Source organism: Nocardia sp. NRRL WC-3656, assembly GCF_000720265.1.
GTDB classification, from domain to species: Bacteria; Actinomycetota; Actinomycetes; order Mycobacteriales; family Mycobacteriaceae; genus Nocardia; species Nocardia nova.
In genome coordinates this window covers 110,804-133,751 of the sequence record NZ_JOJF01000005.1, presented here as the reverse complement: position 1 = coordinate 133,751, position 22,948 = coordinate 110,804, and the positions used below count along the sequence as shown (strand labels likewise).

Below are 22,948 nucleotides of genomic sequence, written 5' to 3'. Positions count from 1 at the left end.
CTCAGCCGATCCGGTGACCTCCTGTCCGAACCTCGGGCGTTGCTGTGGATCCCGGTGCGATCGGGCGAACCGGGCAGTCGCTCCCGGATCTGCGCGGTCAGTAGCGGCCGAACAGTACCGCCGCGTTGTGGCCGCCGAATCCGAAGGAGTTGTTCATCGCGAACTCGACGTCGGTGTGCCGCGGTTTGTCATGGACGATGTCGAGGTCGACCTCGGGGTCCTGATTGTCGAGGTTGAGCGTGGGCGGGATGACCTGATCACGCAGTGTCAGCACCGAGATCGCGGCCTCGAGCGCGCCCACCGCCCCCACCGAATGCCCGAGCGCCGACTTCGGCGCGTAGACCGCCGGATGGGTGCCGATGGCGGCGGCGATGCCCTTGGCCTCGGCCAGATCGCCGATCGAGGTGCCGGTGGCGTGGGCGTTGACGTGATCGACATCGGCGGCGCTCACCCCCGCGGTCTCGATGGCCCGGCGCATCGCCCGGGCACAGCCGAGGCCCTCCGGATCGGGGGCGACCATGTGGTACCCGTCCGCGGTCAATCCGGCGCCGAGCAGCCGGGCCAGCGGTGTCGCCCCGCGCGCCAGCGCATGCTCCTCCGATTCGAGCAGCAGCAGCGCGGCGGCCTCACCGAAGACGAAACCGTCCCGGTCGCGATCGAAGGGCCGCGACGCTCGTTCGGGTTCGTCGACGCGGGAGCTGAGCGCGCGGGCCATGGTGAATCCGGCGATCGCCATCGGGTTGATGTAGCCCTCCACCCCGCCCGCGACGACCATGTCGGCATCGCCCAGCACGATCGAGCGCCACGCGTGCACCAGCGCCTCGTTGCCCGAGGCACACGCCGACACCGGCGTCACCAGGCTTGCGCGCGCCCCGATGTCCAGGCCGACCACGCCCGAGACGCCGTTGGGCATGCTCATCGGCACCGCGAATGGGGACACCTTGCGGTAGCCGTGTTCGCGCATGGTGTCGTGGGCGTCGACGATGACGTCGGCACCGCCCAGGCCGGTGCCGATGCAGACGCCGAGGCGGTCCTTGTCGACCTCGGGTGTTCCCGCGGTCTCCCACAGCCGCTGACCCATCGTGTACGACATCTGCTGGACGTAGCACATGCGGCGCTTGCGCACCCGGTCCAGATCGGTGGTGGGGTCGTGGATCAGTTTGCCGCCGATCGCATTGGGCAGATCCTGGCGGATGATGTCCTCGTCGGTGAGGACCTTGATCCCGCTGGCGCCGGAAAGTAGCGCCTGCCAAGTACTTTCGGTATCGGCACCGATGGAGGTGGTGATTTCCATCGCGGTGACGACTACCTCGCGGAAGCCGCCGTTGCGGGTGTTGAAATTGGTATCGAGCGTACGCACGGTCGTCGATTCCTCACTGTCGGTCCCTCATTTCCCCGGACACGAAACTCGGCGGCACCGGCGACCGCGACGACCTCGCCGTCATCAGCCGGCCGACCCCGCCGCGGGGGCGGTGGTGCGCCTCGGTCAGCGTAGCCTCCGACCGCTCGCGAGGGACCCGAAACGGGGATGCCAGAAATTTGCCGCAGGGGTACCGTTGAGGGTCACGGATGGGTGCGTCCGCAGCGGTGCGCCCGACCGGACGGGCGAGGGGAAGGGCGTGCCCGCGATGACTGTCAACGCTGTTCACGACATTTTCACGGCTCAGTTGGACAACGTGGGGCCGCAGGCGCCACCGGGCGCGGGGGTGACGACGGTACTGCTTCGAAATCTCATCTGGTTGCATTTGCTGGCAACGGCGATCGCGGTCGGTTGCTGGGTCCACCTGGCGAGTCGGCGCGGGGTCGCGCGAGCCACGGTGTCGCGGGTGGCCGTCGGCGTCGTCGCGATCGGGCTGACCACCGCGGGAGCGGGCGAGATCCTCGGCGCGGCGATGCACTGACCGCGCCTCCGCCCCTGCCGCGACTAGACGTAACCAGAAATCACACGTAACCTTCGGGTATCCGGACGGCGAGGTCCGGGCTGACATTCGGACGAAACGGATACCTCAATGACGCGGCATGTCGACGTGTTGATCATCGGTGCGGGCCTGTCCGGGATCGGGATGGCCTGCCATCTCAGCCGGGAGAACACCGGACGCAGCTACGCGATCCTCGAACGGCGCAGCGCGATCGGCGGCACCTGGGACCTGTTCCGCTACCCGGGAATCCGCTCGGACTCCGACATGCTCACTTTCGGCTACGGCTTCCGCCCCTGGATCGGCACCAAGGTGCTCGCCGACGGACCGCACATCCGCCAGTACATCGCCGACACCGCCGAGGAATACGGCGTAACCCGCCACATCCGCTTCGGCCGCAAGGTCGTGAAGTCGAGCTGGTCCAGCACCGAACAGCTGTGGACCACCGAGGCTCTCGACGAACAGACCGGCGACACCGAGACCTACACCAGCAACTTCCTGGTCGGCTGCACCGGCTACTACGACTACGACCAGGGCTTCCGCCCGCAGTTCCCCGGTGAGGAGAACTTCGGCGGGCAGATCGTGCACCCCCAGCACTGGCCCGAGGACCTGGACTACCGCGGCAAGCGGGTCGTCGTCATCGGCTCCGGCGCCACCGCGATCACGCTGGTTCCCGCCATGAGCGAGGACGCCGCGCACGTGACCATGCTGCAGCGTTCGCCCACCTACATCGCGCCGCTGCCGGCCGAGGACCCCGTCGCGGTCGGCATGAAGAAGGCCAAACTGCCCGCCGCGCTGGCCTACAAGACCGGCCGCGCCCGCAATATCGCCCTGCAGCGCGCCAGCTTCGCCCTCTCCCGCAGCAACCCCGCCCTGTCGCGGAAACTGCTCCTGCAGGCCGTGCGGGTCGCCGTCGGGCCGAACGTGGACATGCGCCACTTCAGCCCCAGCTACAACCCGTGGGATCAGCGGCTGTGCATCGTCCCCAACGGGGATCTGTTCAAGGTGCTGCGCAACGGACGGGCCTCCATCGTCACCGACCGCATCGCGACCTTCACCGAAACCGGCATCCGCCTGGAATCCGGCGAGGAACTGCCGGCCGACATCGTGATCAGCGCGACCGGCCTCAATATCCAGATGCTCGGCGGCGCGGCGATCGATGTGGACGGCACCCCGATCGCCACCCGCGATCTGGTCGCCTACAAGGGTGCGCTGATGAGCGGGCTGCCCAACGCCATGATGATCATCGGCTACACCAACGCCTCCTGGACGTTGAAGGCCGATCTCGCCGCCGAATACTTCTGCCGCCTGCTCAATCACATGAAGGCCGAGGGGTATTCGACGTTCGTCGCCGAAGCCGAGGAAGCCGACCGGGCGCCGGAATCGATGATGGGCGGCGCGCTGACCTCCGGCTACATCGCCCGCGGCGACGCGGTCATGCCGCGCCAGGGCCGCCGCGGCCCGTGGAAGGTGATCAACAACTACTACCGCGACCGCGCGCTGCTGCGCAAAGCCGACATCGAAGACGGCATCCTGCGCTTCGGCACCCGTTCGGCGGCCGCTCGCCCGGTCGTCGAATCCCGTTCCGCCTGAACATCTTCGCGCGGAACACCGTCCGGTCGCGGCAGCGCACGGCCACGACCGGACGGCCCGGGACCTCAGCCCAGCAGATGCGCGGGCGTCGCCAGCGGTTTGGTGTTGGCGACGAATTCGCGCCGCAACCGGTGATAGGACTCGCCGTCGCCGAAGAAGTTGCGATGCATATGCGCCAGCTCCTCGGCCCGGTACCGCGCCAGGGGCCGCACCGCCTCGTCGGCCGCGCGGCGCTGCTTCTTCGCCAGCAGTAGATTCTGCAGTTCCGGTGCGGCCGCGAGGTTTTCGGCCTCGCGCCGAACCTGGGCCCGGAACTGCTCGGTGGAGCCTTCGAACACCCTGTCCACCAAGCCCACTCGCGCCGCGGCCCGCGCGCCGACCGGCAGGGTCCGGCTGGTCAGCTGCTCCGCCATCTCCGTGCCCACCCGTTGCGGCAAGGTGTAGGTCCAATACTCCGAACCGTGCAGGCCCATCAGCCGGTAGTGCGGATTGAGCACCACCGATTCCCGGCACCACACGTGGTCGGCGGCCAGGGCCAGCATCACCCCACCGGCGGCGGCATTGCCCGACAGCGCCGCGATCACCAGTTTGTCGGTGGTGGTGAGAATCGCCTCCACCACATCGTCGATCGCGTTGATATTGCGCCACGACTCCTCGGCCGGATCGGCGGCCGCCTCGATCACGTTGAGATGGATGCCGTTGGAGAAGAAGTCGCGCCGCGGCCCCAGCACCAGCACATCCACCGGTCGATCGCAGGCCTCGCGATACGCGGTCAGCAGCCGCCGACACTGCCGGGTGTCCATCGCCCCACCGGAATAGGCGAATTCGAGATATCCCACGCCGGCATCCTCGTGGTAGCGCAGCTCCGACCAGGTGTCGCGCACCGCCGCCTCGGCGGGGGAGACCGGCACCTCGGGAACTCCGGCGGGGAGATCGCTGCCCAGCGCGTCGGTGGCCGGCATCTTGAACGTCACCGGTCCGCCCGGCACGCGGCGCGGGCGCAGCTGCGGCAACCACACCGCACCGTCGACGGTGGCCCGGCAGATCGCACCGTCGCGGGTGGCGATCACCGCGCCCGGTTCGCCACGCAGCCGGTCCTCGTAATGGCCACCGTGGACGAAGTATTCGCGGCCGAACAGTTCATCCAGCACACCCGGCTGGGAATCGGCCGCGCGCAGGGTGCGGATCACCGTGGCGGTATCGGCGCTGGCCCAATCGATGCGGCGCACCTGCTGGGTGAGGAACGGCCGCAGCCGGCCGGTGACGTCGGGGCGGTCGTAATCCAGCGGTTCGGGCACGTAGTCGCCGGATGCGAAGCGGCGCACCGCGGTCAGCACCGCCTCGACCGCCGCGTCGGACACCTCGTTGCGGTACAGCTCGCTCTTACCGCACGGCGCCACATCGAAGCCCACCGACGCCCAGATCGGACCGGCGTCCATCTCCGCCACCGCCTGCAGCACCGTCACACCCCAGCGGGTCGCACCCTCGGTGATGGCCCAGTCCAGCGACGACGGCCCCCGATCACCCATCGGTCCCGGATGCACGATGAACACCGGATGTTCGGTCCACACATCCTCGGGAATCGCCGTGGTGAGCATCGGCGCCAGAATCAGATCCGGCCGGAAGCGGGCGACCCGGGCACGGAGTAGATCGTCGCCGAGCGCCAACTCGACGCCGACCTCGTGATCGCGTTCCCGCAATTCGGCATGCACTCGCTGGGTGAGACTGTTGAATGCGCTGGCGACCAACAGGATGCGCACGAGCTGTCCTCCATCAGGGTTTTTCGTCGGTCCGTGACCGGACCGCAACATTTGCCCCTCTGAAACTAGCCCCAGTGCCGCGCGCCCGCATACCGGGTGGGTGCGATCAGCGCGGCACGGTCACCGGATCGGCGCAGCTGCCCGGAATGTCGACCAGCGAACAGGCCACCGGCCCGCGCGTGGGACGGTAGTCCGCGGAAACACCCCCGGCCCGAGTGATCGCGCGGTAGGCGTCCACGGCGTCGGTGGGGCGGCGGGTCAGAGCGGGGTCGGTCAGCACGTCGACGGTGTACAAGCCGAAGCGCGGTGTGTAGCTGCCCCACTCGTAGTTGTCGGTGATCGACCAGTAGTTGTAGCCCATCACGTCGATGCCGTCGGCCTTGGCGCGCTGGAGCCAGTACACGGTGTCACGCAGATCGTCGCCGCGGGCGTAACCGTCGGGGCGGGGCGCGCCGTTCTCGGTGGGCATTCCGTTCTCCACCACGTACAGCGGCTTACCGGGGAATCGACGCGAATAGTATTCCAGCGCATAGTAGATTCCCTCGGGTTGCAGCGGCATCTTCCACAGCTGCTCGAGGTCGCCCGGCGACAGCCGGGCCAGGTCCTGCGGGGTGTGTCCGTAGTAGTAATCGATGCCGACATAGTCGAGTTTCGCGGCGATGGCATCGATCATCGGGCCGTTGACCACCGGTTCCGCGGTGCCGACGACGTAGGCGAGGTTGCTGGTCACCATGGCGCCCGGCTGCATCCGGTGGATGTCGTCGTAGATGGTGTTGTGCGCCTGGATCAGTCGCTGCTGCATCGTAGGGACGTCCGCCGGCGACAATCCGCCGTTGCGGGTTTCGTTGACGATGTACATTGCCGGCTCGTTGAACGTAACCCACAGCGGATTGCGAGAGGCATAGCGCTGCACCACCGTTCGCGCGTTGGCCAGCCAGTCGTCGAGCATCGCCGGATGCGCCCAGCCGCCGCGGTCGGCGGCCCAGCCGGGATACACCCAGTGGTCCAGGGTCAGCATCGGGCGGATGCCGTGCGCGGCCATCGTGTCGAGAACGCTGTCGTAGAAGGCGAATCCGGCCGCGTCCCATTCGCCGGGCCGCGGCTGCACCCGTGCCCATTCGACGCTGATGCGGTAGACCCCGACGCCGAGGCCGGCGGCCAGTCCGATATCGGAGCGATAGCCGGTGAAGAAATCGACCGCATCGTGGTAGCGGTCGAAGTCGGGATGCGAGGCCACGTACCGGAGCCAGTTGCTGTCGGGCGCATGGCCTTCGCACTGGAATCCGGCGCTGGCCACACCCCACAGGAAATCACCACCCAGATTCGGCACGGTGGCCGGCGCGGCGGGACGGGCCCGGGCGAAGGCGGCGGGACCGGCCACGGCGGCGGCGGTCCCCGCGGCGAGCAGACCGAAAGCCTGGCGGCGACTGACGTTGCGCATCGAACTCCTCGGTATCCGGTGGGGCACGCTCCGGCAACGGTAACCCGGTCACCACTCGCATACGGCCGGTTGCGCGCAGTCATTCTCACCCGCAATTGGGCAAGTGTCCAGATGTTGCGAAATTCGGTCGAACACTGTCGGTGCGCGCGGCTAGGGTGGCGGCCATGGCCACGCACATGACGCATTGGGGAGCGTTCGACGCCGTCAGCGACGGCGAACGGCTGACCGACGTACGGCCCTGGCCCGGCGACCCCGAGCCCACCCCGCTGATCGGCAATGTGGCTTCGGCGCAGCATCACCCAACCCGCATCGACCGGCCCTACGTCCGGAAATCATGGCTCGAACACGGACCGGGCGCCTCCGGCCGCGGCGGCGATTCCTATGCCCCGGTGAGCTGGGACCGAGCGCTGGATCTGCTCAGCGGCGAATTGCGCCGGGTCTACAGCGAATTCGGCCCCGAAGCCGTCTACGGCGGTTCCTACGGCTGGGCCAGCGCGGGACGATTCCACCACGCCCAGAGCCAGTTGCACCGGTTCCTGAACTGCCTGGGTGGCTACGTCCGTCATGTCAACAGCTACAGCCTGGGCACCTCCACGGTATTGCTGCCCTATGTGCTGGGACCGCTGTTCGCGCTGCTGGGACGCTTCACCGCCAAATCGGTGATCGCTGAACACACCGAACTGGTGGTCGCGTTCGGTGGTATCTCACCGAAGAACGCCGCGGTCAATCCGGGCGGCGTCTCCCGCCACCACACCCGCGACTGGATCGAGCGAGCCCGGCGGCGCGGCTGCCGGTTCGTCACCGTCGCCCCGCTGCGCGACGACACCGCCGAGGTCGCGGAGGCGGAGTGGATCACCCCGCGCCCGGGCACCGACGCCGCGCTGATGCTCGCGCTGGCCCAGGTTCTCGACGCCGACGGCCTGGCAGACACCGCATTCCTGAACTCCCACACCGTCGGCTACGAACAGTTCGCGCACTATCTACGCGGCACGGCCGACGGGGCGGTGAAGGATCCCGCGTGGGCGGCCGCGATCACCGGGGTGCCGGCCGAACGCATCCGGGCGCTGGCACACGAGATGGCCGCGGCGCGCACGCTCGTCACGGTGAGCTGGTCGCTGCAGCGGGCGCAGTACGGGGAGCAACCGACGTGGCTGGGCGTGGTGCTGGCCGCGATGCTGGGCCAGATCGGATTGCCCGGCGGCGGTTTCGGACACGGCTACGGATCCTCGGCGAGCGTCGGCGAACCCACCCGCACCCTGCCGCTGCCGCGACTTCCCCAGGGCGCCAACCCGATCGACCGATTCATCCCCGTCGCGCGCATCGCCGATATGCTGCTCGCACCCGGCACCCCGTTCCGATACGACGGACGTGAGCTGCGCTATCCCGATATCCGCCTGGTCTATTGGGCCGGTGGCAACCCCTTCCATCACCATCAGGACCTGGCGCGCCTGCGCCGCGCGTTCGACCGGCCCGACACCATCGTCGTCCACGACTCGTTCTGGACCGCCACCGCCCGCCACGCCGATATCGTGCTGCCGGCCACCATGACCATCGAACGCGACGACTACGGCACCGGCGACAACGACGGCGTCCTGTTCCCGATGCCGGCCCTCACCCGCCCGTACGGACAGGCCCGCGACGACTACGACATCCTCGCCGAATTGTCCGAAAGACTGGGCACCGGCAAGGAATTCACCGAGGGACGCACAACAGGCGAATGGCTGCGGCACCTGTACGAGCAATGGTTGTCCGACCTCGGCGAACGAGGACGCGGCTTCCCGGACTTCGACCGGTTCTGGGCCGGTTCCGGTCTCGACCTGCCCCTCGCCGACCCACCGCAGGTGGTGTTCGCGGATTTCCGCGCCGACCCCGGCACGCATCCGCTACCGACACCCTCCGGTCGCATCGAGATCTTCTCCGAAACCATCGCCGGGTACGGCTACCCCGACTGCCCCGGCCACCCGGTATGGCTCGAACCCGATGAATGGCTGGGCAGCGCTGCGGCACAACGCTTTCCGCTTCAACTGGTCGCCAACCAGCCGCGCACCAAACTGCACAGCCAGCTCGACGTCGGCGCCCACAGCCGATCGGTGAAGATCCGCGACCGCGAACCGGTGCGCTTGCATCCATCGGAGGCCCACTCCCGCGGACTGGCCGACGGCGATATCGTGCGCCTGTACAACGACCGCGGCTCCTGCCTGGCCGGACTCGTCGTCGACGACGCGGTCGCGCCGGGTATCGCGCAATTGTCCACCGGCGCCTGGTACGACCCGGATCCCGCGGATCCGTCGTTCTGCCGGCACGGCAACCCGAACGTGCTCACCGCCGACCGCCCCTCTTCCACGCTGAGCCAGGGCAGTACGGGACAACTGGCGCTCGTGCAGATCGAGGCCTATCACGGCGCGGTCCCGGAGCTGACGGTACTCACCCCACCGCGGATCGTTTCGGACTCATCGGACGTTCGCTCGTAATCGTCTGCCGGACAACGACGTCCGGCGAGTGCGGTGCACGCCCATGTGCCGGGCTCCTGCCTCAGTCTTTTCGGCCGGTCAGCGCCAAGCTGGTACCGAGTCCGATCATCATGAGTCCACCGGCACCTCCGACGGCGGCCAGTCGTCGGGGCGAGCGTGCGAACCAGGCGCGCGCTGTCCCGGCGGTCAGTGCCCACGCGGAGTCGAAGATCAACCCGAACATCGGGATACACATGCCGAGTATCAGCATCTGCACCGGAACCCAGCCGTTTTCCGGGGTGACGAATTGCGGCAGCAGCGCGGCGAGGAAGACCAGAGACTTCGGGTTGGCGAATCCGACGATCAGCCCGTCGCGCAGCATGGTGAGCGGGCCACGCCGGAGTGCGGTCACCTCAGCGGTGAAGGTGTCGGCCGGCCGGGCTCGATGGCGAATCGCCTGGAGCCCCAGATAGATCAGGTAGGTCGCGCCCAGGACTTTGACGGCGGTGAACACGGTGGCCGACGCCGCGACCACCGTCCCGAGCCCGAACGCGACCGCGGCGACCTGCAGGTACACACCGACCGCGTTGCCGGCCACGGTGAACAGTGCTTCCCGCCGCCCGACCGTGATCGCACGGGTGATCGCGAACAGGACGCTCGGCCCGGGAATGACGACGAGCAGTGCGGCCAATCCGGCGAATTCGAGCAGATGATCACGCGCCACCACAGGACGACCCTAACGATCGGCCAACCGGCCCGGCCACCGGATTTCCGACTCCTTCTCCGCTCCCGTTCTCCGTTCCCGCGATGACTCGGCGCACCCACTCCAACGGCACCGGCGCCAGCTCATGGGCGTCGAGACCGACGTGAATCATGCGGCCGCGGATCCGCACCGAACTGTGCGTGTGGCCGTGTAGCAGCCAGCGACCGGCATTGTCACCGGTCGCGGGCAGCCGCCACTCCTCGAACCGGTTCTCGGCGGTATGGTCCCCGTCCGCGGCGCCGTGAAAGGGAAAGTGCGACAACAGCACCCGGTGACCGTCGATCTTGCGCACCGCGGACTGCTGCACCGAGGCGAACACCTCCAGATAGATCCGCTGCCAGTGATGCGCCCGGCTGCGCATCGGATGGCAGCCGTCGTGGTTGCCGGCCACCAGATGCTTCACCCCCGGCCGCCGCGACATCCACTCGAGTGCGTTCATCTGTGCCCTCGTGCCACCGACCGAGATGTCGCCGAGCACCCAGACCTCATCCTCGACGCCGACCCTGCCGTCCCACCGCTCGGCGAGCTCGGCATCGTGCCCCTCGGGTGTGTCGAACCCGCGGAGGCCCGACACCAGCCGATGCCCCACGTGCGGGTCGGCGAGGCACCACACCTCGCTCATGATGTCTCCTCGTTCAGATAGGCACGCCGGATCCGTTGCAGCAGCGACTCGATCGGCGCTTCGTCGGGCTCCTCCCGCAGGGCCGAGGTCGCCTCGGCGAATGCCGCCTCGTACTCGGCGAGCACCGCCCGCACCGGAGTCGCCCCCTCGGCCGCGGCCCGCTGCCCGAACTCGAGGTAGCGCTCCGGATCCGGCACCCGGATCGGCAGGAAGCCGTGCGACCCGACGACGCCCTCCAACAGCAGATTCTCCACCTGCCCACCCCCGTCCGTACGCTCTCTCGCCCGCTGCGGCCGCGCCCCGAAGCGCACCGGCACCATCACCGGAGAGGCAACGATAGTGCGGGCGAACGGCCACGCGCACATCAATTTCCGCCCGCGCAGCCACTAACACCTGTGCACGGCACAGTCGCGACCGGTGGCGTAGCGGTATCGAAATCGTGCGGATTCCGGCCCCACTCGATGGAAGAGGCCACCCCGGTGTCGTAACCGGAGTGGCCTCGGGAACTACGAGTGCGCAGCGCCGGCCGGGGCGCCGGCGCCGACGCACTGGTCCGACTCAGCGCCCGCACTACGGTGCCCGGAAGCCGCCGATCTTCTGCTCGAGCAGTTCGGCCAGCCGCAGCGGGGTGCGGTCCTCGAACATCGGGCCGATGAGCTGCACTCCCACCGGCAGGCCCTCGGGGGAGCGGCCCGCCGGTATGGCGGTGGCGGGCAGGCCGGGCATGGTGGCCATGCCGGCCCACACCAGCTGGTCGAAGTACGGGTACTCGACGCCGTCGATGTCGATGTGCCGGTCCTCCAGATCTCCGTTGTGGTCGTGCGGGTAGGCGGGAGTGGGCGTAATGGGGCACACCACCGCATCGAATTCGGAGAACAATCGCCGCCAACCATGGCGGTGGAGTTCGCGACCGTTGTTCGCCGCTACCCAGTCGCGGTGACTGAGCACCATGCCGCGCAATCGCGCCGCGTCGAGACCCCGATCGTCCTCGCTGAGGGCGGCGGCTCGGGTCTGCAGCTGCCGGTACACGTCGAGAGGAAGACCTGCGGCGGCGTTCGACAGCATCAGCTGCATATACAGTGTCGCCGCTTCGGTCGGGTCGGGCAGCAGCGGGCTGTGCCGTTCCACGCGGGCACCCCCGTCCACGAGCGCCTCGGCGACCCGGTTCACGCCCGCCCGCACCGCCGCCCCGGTCGGAATGAGCGGATGGTCCTCGACGACCAGCACACGGAAGTCGGCCAGCCGTTCGTGGCGCGCGGGCGGCAATACGACGTCGTAGGCGACGCCGTGGGTCAGCGGGTCCGGTCCGGCCATCACGTCGAGCAGAAGTGTGAGGTCGCGGGCGGTGCGCGCCATCGGACCGACAACGGCGAGGTCGAGGTCCACCGGCAGTGCCGGCGCGGGCGGCGCGACCATCCCGCGGGTCGGTGCCAGCCCGAGTGTCGGCTTGTGCGCGTAGATGCCGCAGAAATGCGCGGGGGTGCGCAACGAACCGGCAAGGTCGGAGCCGATGGACAGCGCGCCGAATCCGCATGCCAGGGCCGCCGCCGAACCGCCGGACGACCCACCCGACGTGCGGCCGTGATCCCACGGATTGTTGGTGGTGCCGTATATCTCGTTGAAGCTCTGGATATCTCGCAGCATCAGCGGCACATTCGTTTTGCCGAGGATCACCGCGCCGGCGGCCTTCAACCGCGATACCTGTACCGCGTCCTCGGTCGGTACATAATTGGCGTGCTGCGGTATGCCCCAGGTCGTGGGCAGCCCGGCCATATCGTAGGACTCCTTGACCGTCACCGGAATACCGAGCAGGGGGCGGTCCTCGCCGCGGGCGCGCGCCCGGTCGGCAGCGCGCGCGGCGGCCCGCGCATTGTCGAAGTCCGGCACACAGATCGCGTTGATCGCCTTGTCGTCGCGTTCGATACGGGCGATCGCCGCGTCGGTCAGCTCGACCGATGTCACGACGCCGGCACGCAAGGCAGCCGCAATTTCTTCTGCCGACTGAAAGTTCCACTCCATGAATCGGAAGGTATTGGCCCGCGGCAGGGGGCATAAAATACTTCTTCGCGCAAAGCGGAAATTCGAACGAGGCCACTTGCAGGGCAAATCAACGCATTCGTTCTGTCATATCCCCAGGTCATGACGCCGACAGCGCCCCGACCTTACCGGCGCAAGCCATGAAATGCCGTTTCAGACAACGGGATAGATGTCACAATGGCTGCCGTATTCCACTTCTGCTGCAGACCGTTCGACCGGTCGCTAGGCGAGATCGGTGCCGACCCAAATTCCGGCGGACGAGGCAGGTCGACCTCGTGGAGAGCCGGAAAAGCAGTGCAGTTTGCCGGCCTCACAACCCGAGTTTCGTTACCGCGTTGTCCTCCAACGGGTTCGCGGTGCGGATGTAGCCGTGCACGGTGCGCGGATTGGACCAGCGTCCCTGGCGCATGATTTCGCGGTCGCTCGCGCCGCCCAATGCGGCCTGGGTGGCGAATCCGGCGCGCAGCGAATGTCCGGAGAACAGGGCCGGATCGAGTCCCGCCCGTGCGGCATAGCGTTTCACCAGTTCCGCCACCGCCCGCCCGGAAATCGGCTGCGCGCCGATGCCGCCGTGCCGCGACACCGGCGGGAACAGCGGGGCCTGCGGATCGACCCGGGTGGCGCCGGTGAAGCCGTGGCAGCGGTGGATGTCGGTGGCGGCGGTAGTGCGCTCTGTCCAGGACCGCAGATCGTCGGCGCCGCCCTCGGAGTGGATGTCGCGCAGGTCGATCCACTCCGCGAAGGCGCACACCGGACACGTCGAGGGTCGTGCCCCACGCGGCAGGGCCACCGATTGGGCGCCCGCGCCGGTCGGATCGGTTTTGGTCGCCGGCAGCCGCACCACCAGCACGGGCTCGCCGGTGCGGTGATCGAGGGTGACGGCCACATCGCCGACGCGTAGTCCGGCGAGTTCGCTCCGGCGCAGCGCCCCGGCGAAGCCGACGAGCAGCATCAGCCGGTCTCGGCGGCGGGCCGGCTCGGTGGGCCAGCCCGGGGCCGGCAATCCGTCCAGCAGTTGTTCCAGCGTGTGCAGCAGCACGGGACGCTTACGGTTGGGCACGCTGCGACGGGTCCGGCGAATGCCACGCAGGGTCAGCCGCACCACATCCGATCGGGTCGGGGAGGGCAGCCCGTTGGCGGCATGGACCGCGGCGATGGCTGCGCTCTTGCGTTCCAGCGTGGCCGGCCCGAATGCCCACTCGCCGGACGGTTTCCGCGCATCGGCGGCCGCGGCCAGATATACCGCGACGTCCAGGGCGTCCGCGGGAAGTGCGCAGCGCGCCTCGGCCGCACACCACGCCGACCACCCGATCCAGTCGGATCGGTAGGCGCGCACCGTGTTCGGCGACTGTGAAGCCTCCAGATAACGGCCCAGTGCCCCGGCTTGCTCGGTGTCGAAGCGCTCCCGCACCATCCGCAGGGCGACCGTGTCGACGAGCACACTGCGCACACCCCGCCGTAATTCGGTGCGAACCGCCTCCGGCACGGCGATATCGACGACCACGGGATCCGGTGAGACGCTCATCGCGAGACAGGCTACCGGGCAACGACGTTCGCCGCGCCCGCCCGCGCCGGGAAGAATGATCGACCGTGCCGTCCGTGACAGTCGCCGCCGACGATCCTGCCCGAGCCGACGTGCGAGCTCTGGCCGCCCGCCATCTCGCCTTCGCGCGGGCCCATACCCCTGCCGAGGGCGTCTTCGCGCTCGACCAGGGCGGATGGGCCGATCCATTACTCACGCTGGTCACCGCTCGGCGCGACGGTCTGCTGCTGGGTATGGGCGCGGTGCGTGATCTCGGTGCCGGGCACGGGGAACTGAAATCGATGCACACCGTCGACGCGGCGCGCGGGCACGGCGTCGGCACCGCGATCGTCACGCATCTACTCGAGCTGGCACGCGCCCGCGGCTGGGTGCGCGTGAGTCTGGAAACCGGTGCGGGCGAGGCGTTTCGGCCTGCGCGCACGCTGTACGAACGGTGCGGGTTCGTGCGGTGCGGCGCGTTCGGCGACTACCTCGACAACGGGACGAGTGTCTTCATGACGTGCGCGGTGGGAGTTGCGGACGATGCGGAAGCGCGGGAACAGAAGTAGCCCGGAATCGGATTGCGCGGAGTTCCCCGAACTCCCTTCCACTATCAATATATATCGCACAGGGGGTCTTGCGGCAAGGCCGGGGGTGTGCTGCAGAATCGTCGAGCCAACGCCATGACCTGCGGAAATCGGCTGTTCCGCGGGCTCGGCCACCACCGTGTCGAATGGGGTTTCATGATTGACGTAATCGTTGCCGGTGCCGGACCTACCGGTCTGATGCTGGCGTGCGAGTTGCGGTTGCACGGCCTGAACCCGGTCGTGCTGGAGAAGGAGACCGAGCCGACGAAGGTTGTCCGCGCGCTGGGCCTGCACGCGCGCAGTATCGAGGTGATGGATCAGCGGGGGCTGCTGGAGCGTTTCCTCGAGCTGGGCACGAAGTATCCGGTCGGCGGGTTCTTCGCAGGTATCACGGCACCGCAGCCGGAGCTGGACTCGGCGCACGCATATGTGCTCGGCATTCCGCAAACCGTCACCGATCGGCTGCTCGCCGACCATGCGGCCGAGATGGGCGTCGACATCCGGCGCGGCTGCGAAGTGGTCGGCGCCACCCAGGACGCGGAGGGTGTGACCGTCGACCTGGCCGACGGCAGCCGGCTGCGCGCACGGTATCTCGTCGGCTGCGACGGCGGACGCAGCGCCGTGCGCAAACTCGCGGGGATCGATTTCCCCGGTGAGCCGACGCGGGTGGAGACGCTGCTGGGGGAGGTCGAACTGGACGCGCCGCTGGAGACCGTGACCGCGGTGGTGAGTGAGGTCCGCAAGACTCAGCGGCGTTTCGGGGTCGGGCCGTCGGGCAACGGGACGTTCCGCTTCGTGGTGCCGGCCGAGGGATTGTCCGAGGACCGTACGGTGCCACCGACGATGGAGGAGGTGAAGCGGCAGTTGGTGGCCACCGCCGGCACCGACTTCGGCGTGCATTCACCGCGCTGGCTCTCGCGTTTCGGAGACGCGACCCGGCTGGCCGCGCGGTATCGGGCCGGGCGGGTGCTGCTGGCCGGGGATGCCGCGCACGTCCATCCGCCGGTCGGCGGCCAGGGTCTCAACCTCGGCATCCAGGACGCGTTCAATCTGGGGTGGAAGCTGGCCGCCGAAGTCGCCGGCTGGGCGCCCGCCGGGCTGCTGGACAGCTACGAGTCCGAGCGGCACCCGGTCGCCGCCGACGTGCTGGACAACACGCGCGCGCAGATGGAGCTGATATCGCTCGAGCCGGGTCCCCGTGCGGTGCGGCGGCTGCTCACGGAGCTCATCGATATCGAGGAGGTCAATCGGCGGCTGACCGAGAAGATCACCGGCACCGCGATCCGCTACGACTTCGGTGACGGGCACGAACTGCTCGGCCGGCGCCTGCGGGACGTGCGGTTGAAGGACGGGCGCCTCTACGAGTTGATGCACGCGGGCCGCGGACTGCTGCTGGATCAGACCGGCCGGCTGTCGGTGGCGGGGTGGGCCGACCGGGTGGATCACGTCGTCGATGTCAGCGACGAATTGGATGTTCCCGCAGTTCTTTTACGGCCGGACGGGCATGTGGCGTGGGTCGGCGACGACCAGGACGATCTGCTCGCCCATCTCCCGACCTGGTTCGGCGCGGCCTGATCGGCCGCCGGATCTACGGTCGCGCCACGACACCGAAGGTGCGGGCGGTGGCGATGGTGGCCAGGCGGTCGTCGGCGCCGGTGTCGCGCAGATCGACCCGTCCGACACCGCCCCGCAGCGTCGCGGTGGCCGTCACCGGGCCCACCTTGGCCGGTTGCAGATAACGCAGGCCGAGAAAGCTGAGGCTGTCACCGGGAGCCAGGGACAGCACGGCTTCCTCGGCCGCGACGGCGATGAGGCCGCCGTTGACGCTGCCGGCGGCGTTGAGCACCTCGTCGGTGCGCGGGAGAACGGCCACGCCGGGGCGCACCCGTTCGCAGCGCAGGCGTTCGGCCAGGGGAGTGGTGAGCCGATCGCGGCCGGCCGGCATGTCGATGCTGAGCGCGCGGGGAAGTTGCAGGTCCGGGTCGGGGGCGACCATGAAGGAGGCACCGGCCAAGGCCAGCGGTTCGCCGTCGACGGCGAAGTCGATCTCGGCCACGAAGACCGACCGGCCCACCTTCACGGTGCGGCCGATCGCCTCGAGCTGCCCGGCCGCAGGCGCGGGCCGGTAGAGGTTGACGTCGAGTTCCAGGGTCACCGGGACCCGCGGATGCATCACCAGCGATGCCAGCAACCCGGCAACGGTATCGGCCCAGGTGGCGAGGATGGAGGTGCGCAGATGCGCGGTTCCCGGCGCGTGCAGCTCCGGCGCGATGGTCGCGGAACCGTGCACCTCGTCACCGGCGCGCCGGGTGGCGAAGCCGAGTTCGAGCAGCACGTGGCGGCGCGGGGACAGTCTGCTTTCGACACTCACGGCATCTCCTCCGGTCCGGTGCGTCCCGGCCGGGCCACACACGAGCGATTTGATTCTACTTCAAGGAGAATCACATTCTCGTCGGCTATCGCGGGGCGCTGATGCGCGCCTTCATCGCGGCGAGCCGGGCGGCGAATTCCTCGGAATCCAGCGATGCCACCTGCGGCACGATCTCCGCGTCGACGGCCTCCGCATGCGCGTCCAGGGTGCGTGTGTGGCGCATGGTGCGTTTGGTGGTGATCAGTAGATCGCGCGGCGCCTCGGCCGCACCCGCCGCCAATTCGACTGCGGCGGAGAGCAAGTCGTCGTGGTCGCCGAGTACGACACGATGCACCAGGCCCGCACTGTGTGCCGCGTCGGCATCGAGGATCTCGCCCAGCAGCGTCATGGCCGCGGCCTGCTGCGACCCGACGGCGCGCTGCAACATCCAAGTCATGCCGCCGCCGGGATGGATACCCAGCCGCAGGAATCGCGCATCGAACCGAGCGCGCGGTCCGGCGAGGCGCACATCGGCGGCTAGCGCCAGATTCAGCCCCGCGCCGACCGCGGCCCCACCGACCGCCGCGACCGTGGGCAGCGAGCATTCGGCCACGGCGAGGAATCCCGCGTAGATGGCCCGCAAGCCTTCCTCCGCCGCCTCGCCGAGTGCACTGAGATCGGCGCCCGCGCAGAATGCCGGCGGAGCCCCGGTGATCACCACCGCGTGCACCCCGGCATCGGCTTCCGCCTCCGCGATCGCCGCCGCCAGCTGCTCGGACAGCCCGAGTGTCAACGCATTTCGGCGCTGCGGGTCCGATACCGTCACCACCGCGACCGCATCGCGCCGCTCCACCGTGATCTCCGCCATGGCGTCATCGTAAGGGAGGGCGCGGTCGATACGATCCGGGAATCCGAGTCGAACCGGACGAGCAAGGGAGCCCGCATGAAGGCCGTCATCGTATGTGTCTCGGTATCGCACGGCAATACCCGGCAGATCGCCGAGGCCATGGGCGAAGTGCTCGGCGCCCGGGTCGTCGGGCCCGAGGAACTCGACACCGCCGAACTCGCCTCCTGCGACCTCGTGGGATTCGGGTCCGGCATCTTCACCATGAACTTCCATCCCCGCTTGCGCGAGCTGATCCGCGCGCTGCCGGCACAGTCCGGTACCAAGGCGTTCGTCTACGCCACCAGCGGTATGCCGGAAACGCCCCTGCGCCGCTATACCCGTTCGCTCGCAACGCTTCTCACCCAGCGCGGCTTCACCGTGCTCGACACCTTCACCTGCCGCGGCCTCGATACCTGGCTGCCGATGCGAATCGTCGGCGGAATCAGCAAGGGACATCCCGACGCCGCCGACCTCCACGCGGCACGCACCTTCGCCGAAGGGCTGCGCGACCGCGTCACCGCCGGGCGCTGAAAGCGCCACCTTCGCCCGGGCCCACGCGGCCGGTATGCACCCGCCGCGTGGGCCCGGTGATGGGCCGGGCGTCAGCCCGCGGTCCGGCCGTCCAGTGACTCGCGGATGATGTCGGCGTGCCCGGCGTGCTGCGCGGTCTCCTGGATCAGATGCATCAGCACCCGGCGCACGCTGCGTACCGCACCCGTCTCGTGCCACGGCGCGTCGGGGAGCGGATGCGTGGCCGCGAGATCGGGGACGGCGGCGATGATCTCCTCCGTGCGCGCGGCGATCTGCTCGTAGCGGGTCAGGATGCCGGCGAGGGTTTCACCGGGCAGCATCACGAAGGTGTTGCGGTGGTCGATGGCCCACTGCGGATACTCCCGCGCGGTGCCGGCGGCGAAGTCCGCCCAGGTGACCCCCTCGGGCAGCTCGTAGGTCATGGCCGAGGGGCCCTCCACGACGAACCGCAGCCAGTTGTCCTCCATCGCCGCAACATGTTTGACCAGCCCGCCCAGCGACAGGGCGCTGACGGTGGGATGCGCGCCGGCCTGCTCGTCGGTCAGCCCGTCGACGGTGCCGCGCAGGGCGCTGCGTGCGGCGGCGAGCTGGGCGAGCAGATCGGCACGTTCGCCGTCGAGTGCGGACGCCGGGGTGTTCTCGGTGGTCATCGTTGTCCTTTCGGGTCGTTGTCGATTCCGATGCCAACGATCGCAGCGAACTAGGTCGGATTGTGTCCGCTTGTCGCGGGCGGAAGAGATTCATGGCGTGGCCGACCTCGCGGCCGCCGCAGAGCAGTTATTCCGGATGTGCGCTATACCCCGCCGGCACGGAGCCGGCATCGACCCGCAGGGCGGAAGGGGGCGCCAGGACACCGGCACCTGGCGCATGAGCAAGGCGCAGTCGAGCACTGCGGTGCCGGGCGGGAACCGGTCCCGGTCGTCGAAGACCGTGGACCGAACCGCGCAGACCTCGACCGGCTCGACGTGCCACGAGTTCGTCTGGAGCTCGAGCCCATCGAGGCATTGACCGCCACGCGTGGCCGAGAATCCGGCCGAGCCATGCCGGAAGAAGTCCGATGCCTGCGCGAGATCGGCGAACAGTTCGCTTCCGTGGAACCGCTCGGCGGTCCGGACATCCACGCTCACGGAGAGGGACCCGTCATGACTGGCGAAGGCCACATGCAGGTCCTGCGTCGTCTCCCGCACGTCGAACCGCGCCAGACTGTGCTCACCCGGAAACAGTCGGCCACCGGCAAGGACATTGATCACCGAGCCACTGTCGCGACGCGAGATGTACACACCGGTCGAGCGTCCCTGCGGACCATCCCACTCAACCGCGATGCGATGTGCCGCGTTCTCGCTGCGCAGCCCGACCCAGCCGGGTAGCCGACTGGGTCGGAACTGTCCGAGGCGGATCAGGCAGATGCCGGCAACCGCCCAGCCGCCGACCAATTGAGGTCGCATCGGCGGCGGCACCAAGCTCGCGGCAGCCTCAGGGGCGACGCGGTAGTTCACAAGAAGGCGTCGCTCGACGACGCTGGACATCCGCGGAGGTCTCATCAGTTTCCCCTGTTCTTGGTGGTTCGGGGTCTGCGCTGTCTGACGATGACCTGCTCCGGGCAGATCGCGCTCAGGAACCTGCCGACACACAAAGCCAGTCGTTCCTCGACAAGCGAGTAGAAGATTCGATTGGCGGCTCGTCGCTCTCGGACGAGCCCGGCTGCCTTGAGTACGCCCAGATGCCGGGAGATCGACGGACCACTGATCGGAAACTTGGCGGCGATTTCCCCTGCGGTCAACTCGCCGGAGCGCAAATCCTCGAGGATCTGTCGGCGCGTGGGGTCGGCCAGTGCGCGAAACACTCCGGCTTCCTCTTCAGGCCCGATCTCGGTCATATTTGGATTTTAGCACTATAGCTAAATAGCGAACAACGACAGGATTCCAGCCGTCAGATCACATCGTGGTCAAGGTGTTCGGTGAACTGTTTGTTCGTCAGTGGCGCAGCGCACGTATCCGACGCGGAAGGGTTCGACCGCACCGGCGATCGCTCCATATGACGGGGGGCATCCCGAAGCCGGTCAAGCCATTGTCGTTGTTCTTCGCGCGAGTTCTACCGGGACTCCGCGTGTTTCAGGCGCCGAGTGCAACCTCGGGTCCGATTGGTACGTCCGTACCACCGGGCACAGTTTTTGGTGGGTTGCGTTGTAGTTACGTTTAGTTGGGTGCGACCAAACGGAAAGGTAATAGCCAGAGGAGATTTGAGAGCGAAGCGCAGGGCTGACCTCCGATAAGGTTCACTTATCGGAGGCTAGGCAGGAACGGAATCCGCTGGCGTTTCCTAGCTTTCGTTTCGTGTCGTTCCGTTGGTAGTGACGAAACAAACGCTACGATTCCCTGGTGTCGAGCATCTGTAACTTCCCCGGCTGTACGCGCACCATCACCCGCGGCGGGACTCCGGGACGGCCGTCGGAATATTGCGACCATCCCGAACACACGCGATGGCGGGCATGGCGGGAGCGTCAGCGTCGTCAGCAGGAGGGTGAGGGGACGGAGGCGAACGTCACTGTGACGCAACCGGGTCCGGTGACTGCCGCCCGGTTGCGGGCCGACGAGATGCTCACTCAGTTCCGGACTCTGGCCGACCAGCTGAGCAATACGCTGTCGGTCGCCGTGGCCGAATTGTCGACCCTGGCCGACCCCTCGGTGGCCGAGGCGCAGGTCCAGGCCGTGCAGGCCGATGCCGCGCGGCGCATCGCGGAGGCCGAGGTCGCCACCGTCGCGGCGGAGAAGGCGCGGCGCGAGGCCGAAGAAGCCCGCGACGCAGCGGAATCGGCGGCCGAAGATGCCGCCGCGGCCGCCGAGACGGCCGAAGCGCGTATCGCGGAGGCACTCACCGCACGCGACGACGCACTGCGGGAAGTGCAGCGCGTCAGCAAACAGGCGGCCGACGACGTATTCGCCGCACGCACCGAGGCCGACGCCGAGATCCGCGCGGTTCGGGCGCAGTGCGCGCACGACGTCGACGAGGCGCGGCGGGAGGCCGCCGAGCAAATCGAATTGGCGCGCACCACGTTCACCGCGGAACTCGAACAGGTGCGTCGCGACAGTGCCCAGCGCATCACCGCCGCCGGCGCCGAACGCGACCTGGCCGTCCAGCGCGCCGCCGACGCCGAACGCGCCATCGAACGCGCCGAATCGGCCGTCGCGGAACGAAACCGGACCCTGGAGGAGATCAAGGCGGAACTGGCCCGCGCCCGCGGCGAGATCGACCGGATGCGGACGGAGGCGAACGCGGCACAACAGCGCGCCGCCGACGATATCGCCGCCGTGCGCGCCGAAGCCGCCGCGGCCGCCGAACACGTCGCGCAGCAGACCGCGGCCCGGCTCGCGGCGGTCGAGGACGCACGCCGCCAGACCCTGGCCCGGGCCGAACGGGCCGAGGCGCAACTCGACGCCGAACTGTCGCGGCGGACCGGCACGCGTACCGCGCGGGAAAGCGAATCAGGCACTGGCGCACCAGAAATGGCCGATCCCCGTTGACGTGGTGATCAATCACGCAATCAACCGGCGACAGGCTTGGAAACCACGCCGAGACCGAGTCGATCGTCGGCTTCGGCGGGGGTCGACCGCTATGCTCGACAACTAATCAGCCACGGCTGCGACGGGCGTCGTGGGAATCGAGAGGTGACAAGTGAACGACGACGCCATGCGAGCGCGGCAAGCAAGGCCGAGCGTGGCACGGGTATACGACTACATCCTCGGCGGGCGGGACAACTACGGAGTCGACCAGAACCTCGCCGACTACTTCATCGACTTCCTGCCCGGTTCCGAACAGGTCGCGATCACCGCTCGCGCGGCCACGCTGCGCGCCGTACGCAGCATGTGCGCCAACGGAATTCGCCAATACATCGATCTGGGATGCGGACTGCCCACCACCGAGAACGTGCACGACGTGGTGCGCCGCCAGCATCCCGACGCGCCGATCGTCTACGTCGACAACGATCCGTTCGTCGTCGCCCACGGCCGCGCGCTGCTGTCGGTCGACGATCGGATCGCGGTGCTGGGTCGCGACCTGTGCCAGGTGTCCGACATCGCCGACCATGCCGACGTCCAGCGGCTGATCAACTTCGACGAACCGGTGGGCCTGCTGTTCGGGGTCGTGCTGGCTTTCGTGGAGGACAACGAGAATCCCGCCGGTGTGGTCGGTGACTGGGCCGCCCGTGTTCCGGCCGGCAGTCAGGTCTACATCTCCCATTTCCGCTCCGGGCACAACCGCGAGACCAACACCACCGAGCGGAAGGTGCTCGACGCCTTCGGGCGCGGTCGCTGGCGCAACGACGACGAGATCGAGGCGCTGTTCGGCGACCTGGAACTGATCGATCCGGGCCTGCAGCCGTGCGCGCGCTGGTGGCCGCGCTCGGCCGCCGAGGATTCCGGCAGTGGCCGCGAACTCAGCGTGTGGGAGCAACTGATCGTCGCCGGACTGGCCCGCAAATCCGCCTGAGCCGC

Annotated in this window: 21 protein-coding genes; 8 read left to right on the top strand and 13 right to left on the bottom strand. The window is 68.5% G+C overall.

All coding sequences use genetic code 11. The features are described from left to right. Nucleotides 1–97: 97 nt before the first annotated feature. On the bottom strand, nucleotides 98–1,360 hold the full coding sequence (locus tag IG65_RS0109315) for a KasA/KasB family beta-ketoacyl-ACP synthase (RefSeq protein WP_030514452.1): 1,263 nt from the start codon (nucleotides 1,358–1,360) through the stop codon (nucleotides 98–100). A 268-nt stretch (nucleotides 1,361–1,628) separates the two neighbouring features. Between IG65_RS0109315 and IG65_RS0109310 the strand changes: the two genes are divergently transcribed. Both IG65_RS0109310 and IG65_RS0109305 read left to right on the top strand, forming a co-directional pair. Further along, nucleotides 1,629–1,901, top strand: coding sequence for a hypothetical protein (locus tag IG65_RS0109310; protein ID WP_030514451.1), 273 nt, complete (start codon nucleotides 1,629–1,631; stop codon nucleotides 1,899–1,901). 108 nt (nucleotides 1,902–2,009) lie between these two features. Next, the gene (locus tag IG65_RS0109305) at nucleotides 2,010–3,509 is read left to right on the top strand and encodes an NAD(P)/FAD-dependent oxidoreductase (RefSeq protein ID WP_030514450.1); all 1,500 of its coding nucleotides are present in this window, start codon (nucleotides 2,010–2,012) and stop codon (nucleotides 3,507–3,509) included. 65 nt (nucleotides 3,510–3,574) lie between these two features. Here the strand turns inward: IG65_RS0109305 and IG65_RS0109300 are convergent, their stop codons facing one another. Continuing rightward, nucleotides 3,575–5,269: a hydrogenase maturation protein gene (locus IG65_RS0109300; protein WP_030514449.1), complete on the bottom strand. Its 1,695-nt coding sequence runs from the start codon at nucleotides 5,267–5,269 to the stop codon at nucleotides 3,575–3,577. Nucleotides 5,270–5,375: 106 nt separating this feature from the next. Next, nucleotides 5,376–6,710, bottom strand: a complete 1,335-nt coding sequence (locus tag IG65_RS0109295; RefSeq protein WP_030514448.1) for a family 1 glycosylhydrolase — start codon at nucleotides 6,708–6,710, stop codon at nucleotides 5,376–5,378. A gap of 164 nt (nucleotides 6,711–6,874) precedes the next feature. Between IG65_RS0109295 and IG65_RS0109290 the strand changes: the two genes are divergently transcribed. Continuing rightward, complete coding sequence (locus tag IG65_RS0109290; protein ID WP_030514447.1) at nucleotides 6,875–9,181, top strand: molybdopterin-dependent oxidoreductase; 2,307 nt, start codon at nucleotides 6,875–6,877, stop codon at nucleotides 9,179–9,181. 61 nt (nucleotides 9,182–9,242) lie between these two features. Here the strand turns inward: IG65_RS0109290 and IG65_RS0109285 are convergent, their stop codons facing one another. The 5 genes from IG65_RS0109285 to IG65_RS0109265 all read right to left on the bottom strand — a co-directional run bounded on the left by IG65_RS0109285 (nucleotide 9,243) and on the right by IG65_RS0109265 (nucleotide 14,107). Further along, nucleotides 9,243–9,887 carry a LysE family translocator gene (locus IG65_RS0109285; RefSeq protein ID WP_030514446.1) on the bottom strand — a complete coding sequence of 215 codons (645 nt, stop codon included), beginning with the start codon at nucleotides 9,885–9,887 and terminating at the stop codon, nucleotides 9,243–9,245. After that, nucleotides 9,874–10,545 carry a metallophosphoesterase family protein gene (locus tag IG65_RS0109280; RefSeq protein ID WP_063833559.1) on the bottom strand — a complete coding sequence of 224 codons (672 nt, stop codon included), beginning with the start codon at nucleotides 10,543–10,545 and terminating at the stop codon, nucleotides 9,874–9,876. Before IG65_RS0109280 ends, IG65_RS0109285 begins: the two co-directional genes overlap by 14 nt. Further along, complete coding sequence (locus IG65_RS0109275; RefSeq protein WP_156055544.1) at nucleotides 10,542–10,799, bottom strand: hypothetical protein; 258 nt, start codon at nucleotides 10,797–10,799, stop codon at nucleotides 10,542–10,544. Before IG65_RS0109275 ends, IG65_RS0109280 begins: the two co-directional genes overlap by 4 nt. A 316-nt stretch (nucleotides 10,800–11,115) precedes the next feature. Next, nucleotides 11,116–12,564: an amidase gene (locus IG65_RS0109270; protein ID WP_030514443.1), complete on the bottom strand. Its 1,449-nt coding sequence runs from the start codon at nucleotides 12,562–12,564 to the stop codon at nucleotides 11,116–11,118. Nucleotides 12,565–12,892: 328 nt separating this feature from the next. Next, on the bottom strand, nucleotides 12,893–14,107 hold the full coding sequence (locus IG65_RS0109265) for a site-specific integrase (RefSeq protein WP_030514442.1): 1,215 nt from the start codon (nucleotides 14,105–14,107) through the stop codon (nucleotides 12,893–12,895). A gap of 65 nt (nucleotides 14,108–14,172) precedes the next feature. Here IG65_RS0109265 and IG65_RS0109260 point away from each other — a divergent pair, with 65 nt between their 5' ends. After that, entirely contained in the window at nucleotides 14,173–14,673 is a 501-nt protein-coding gene (locus tag IG65_RS0109260) for a GNAT family N-acetyltransferase (RefSeq protein ID WP_197039810.1), read from the top strand. A gap of 174 nt (nucleotides 14,674–14,847) precedes the next feature. Next, nucleotides 14,848–16,266, top strand: coding sequence for a rifampin monooxygenase (rox, locus tag IG65_RS0109255; RefSeq protein ID WP_030514440.1), 1,419 nt, complete (start codon nucleotides 14,848–14,850; stop codon nucleotides 16,264–16,266). A gap of 13 nt (nucleotides 16,267–16,279) precedes the next feature. Here rox and IG65_RS0109250 read toward each other — a convergent pair whose 3' ends face one another. Continuing rightward, a complete protein-coding gene (locus IG65_RS0109250) occupies nucleotides 16,280–17,062 on the bottom strand; it encodes a PaaI family thioesterase (protein ID WP_030514439.1) in 783 nt (260 codons plus the stop codon). Between the two features lie 85 nt (nucleotides 17,063–17,147). Beyond that, nucleotides 17,148–17,909, bottom strand: a complete 762-nt coding sequence (locus IG65_RS0109245; RefSeq protein WP_030514438.1) for an enoyl-CoA hydratase — start codon at nucleotides 17,907–17,909, stop codon at nucleotides 17,148–17,150. A gap of 75 nt (nucleotides 17,910–17,984) precedes the next feature. On the opposite strand from IG65_RS0109245, the gene IG65_RS0109240 reads away from it, so the two are divergent. Continuing rightward, nucleotides 17,985–18,458: a flavodoxin family protein gene (locus IG65_RS0109240; protein WP_030514437.1), complete on the top strand. Its 474-nt coding sequence runs from the start codon at nucleotides 17,985–17,987 to the stop codon at nucleotides 18,456–18,458. Nucleotides 18,459–18,529: 71 nt separating this feature from the next. Here the strand turns inward: IG65_RS0109240 and IG65_RS0109235 are convergent, their stop codons facing one another. The 3 genes from IG65_RS0109235 to IG65_RS0109225 form a co-directional block, all read right to left on the bottom strand. Further along, nucleotides 18,530–19,108 (bottom strand): DinB family protein, encoded by a 579-nt coding sequence (locus IG65_RS0109235; protein ID WP_030514436.1) that lies wholly within the window; start codon nucleotides 19,106–19,108, stop codon nucleotides 18,530–18,532. Between the two features lie 90 nt (nucleotides 19,109–19,198). Further along, on the bottom strand, nucleotides 19,199–19,984 hold the full coding sequence (locus tag IG65_RS0109230) for a DUF2071 domain-containing protein (protein ID WP_231509112.1): 786 nt from the start codon (nucleotides 19,982–19,984) through the stop codon (nucleotides 19,199–19,201). Between the two features lie 14 nt (nucleotides 19,985–19,998). Then, nucleotides 19,999–20,334: a metalloregulator ArsR/SmtB family transcription factor gene (locus tag IG65_RS0109225; protein ID WP_030514434.1), complete on the bottom strand. Its 336-nt coding sequence runs from the start codon at nucleotides 20,332–20,334 to the stop codon at nucleotides 19,999–20,001. 502 nt (nucleotides 20,335–20,836) lie between these two features. Between IG65_RS0109225 and IG65_RS0109220 the strand changes: the two genes are divergently transcribed. Beyond that, complete coding sequence (locus IG65_RS0109220; RefSeq protein ID WP_156055543.1) at nucleotides 20,837–21,979, top strand: hypothetical protein; 1,143 nt, start codon at nucleotides 20,837–20,839, stop codon at nucleotides 21,977–21,979. Nucleotides 21,980–22,130: 151 nt separating this feature from the next. After that, nucleotides 22,131–22,943 (top strand): SAM-dependent methyltransferase, encoded by an 813-nt coding sequence (locus IG65_RS0109215; RefSeq protein WP_197039809.1) that lies wholly within the window; start codon nucleotides 22,131–22,133, stop codon nucleotides 22,941–22,943. The last annotated feature ends 5 nt before the right edge of the window (nucleotides 22,944–22,948 follow it).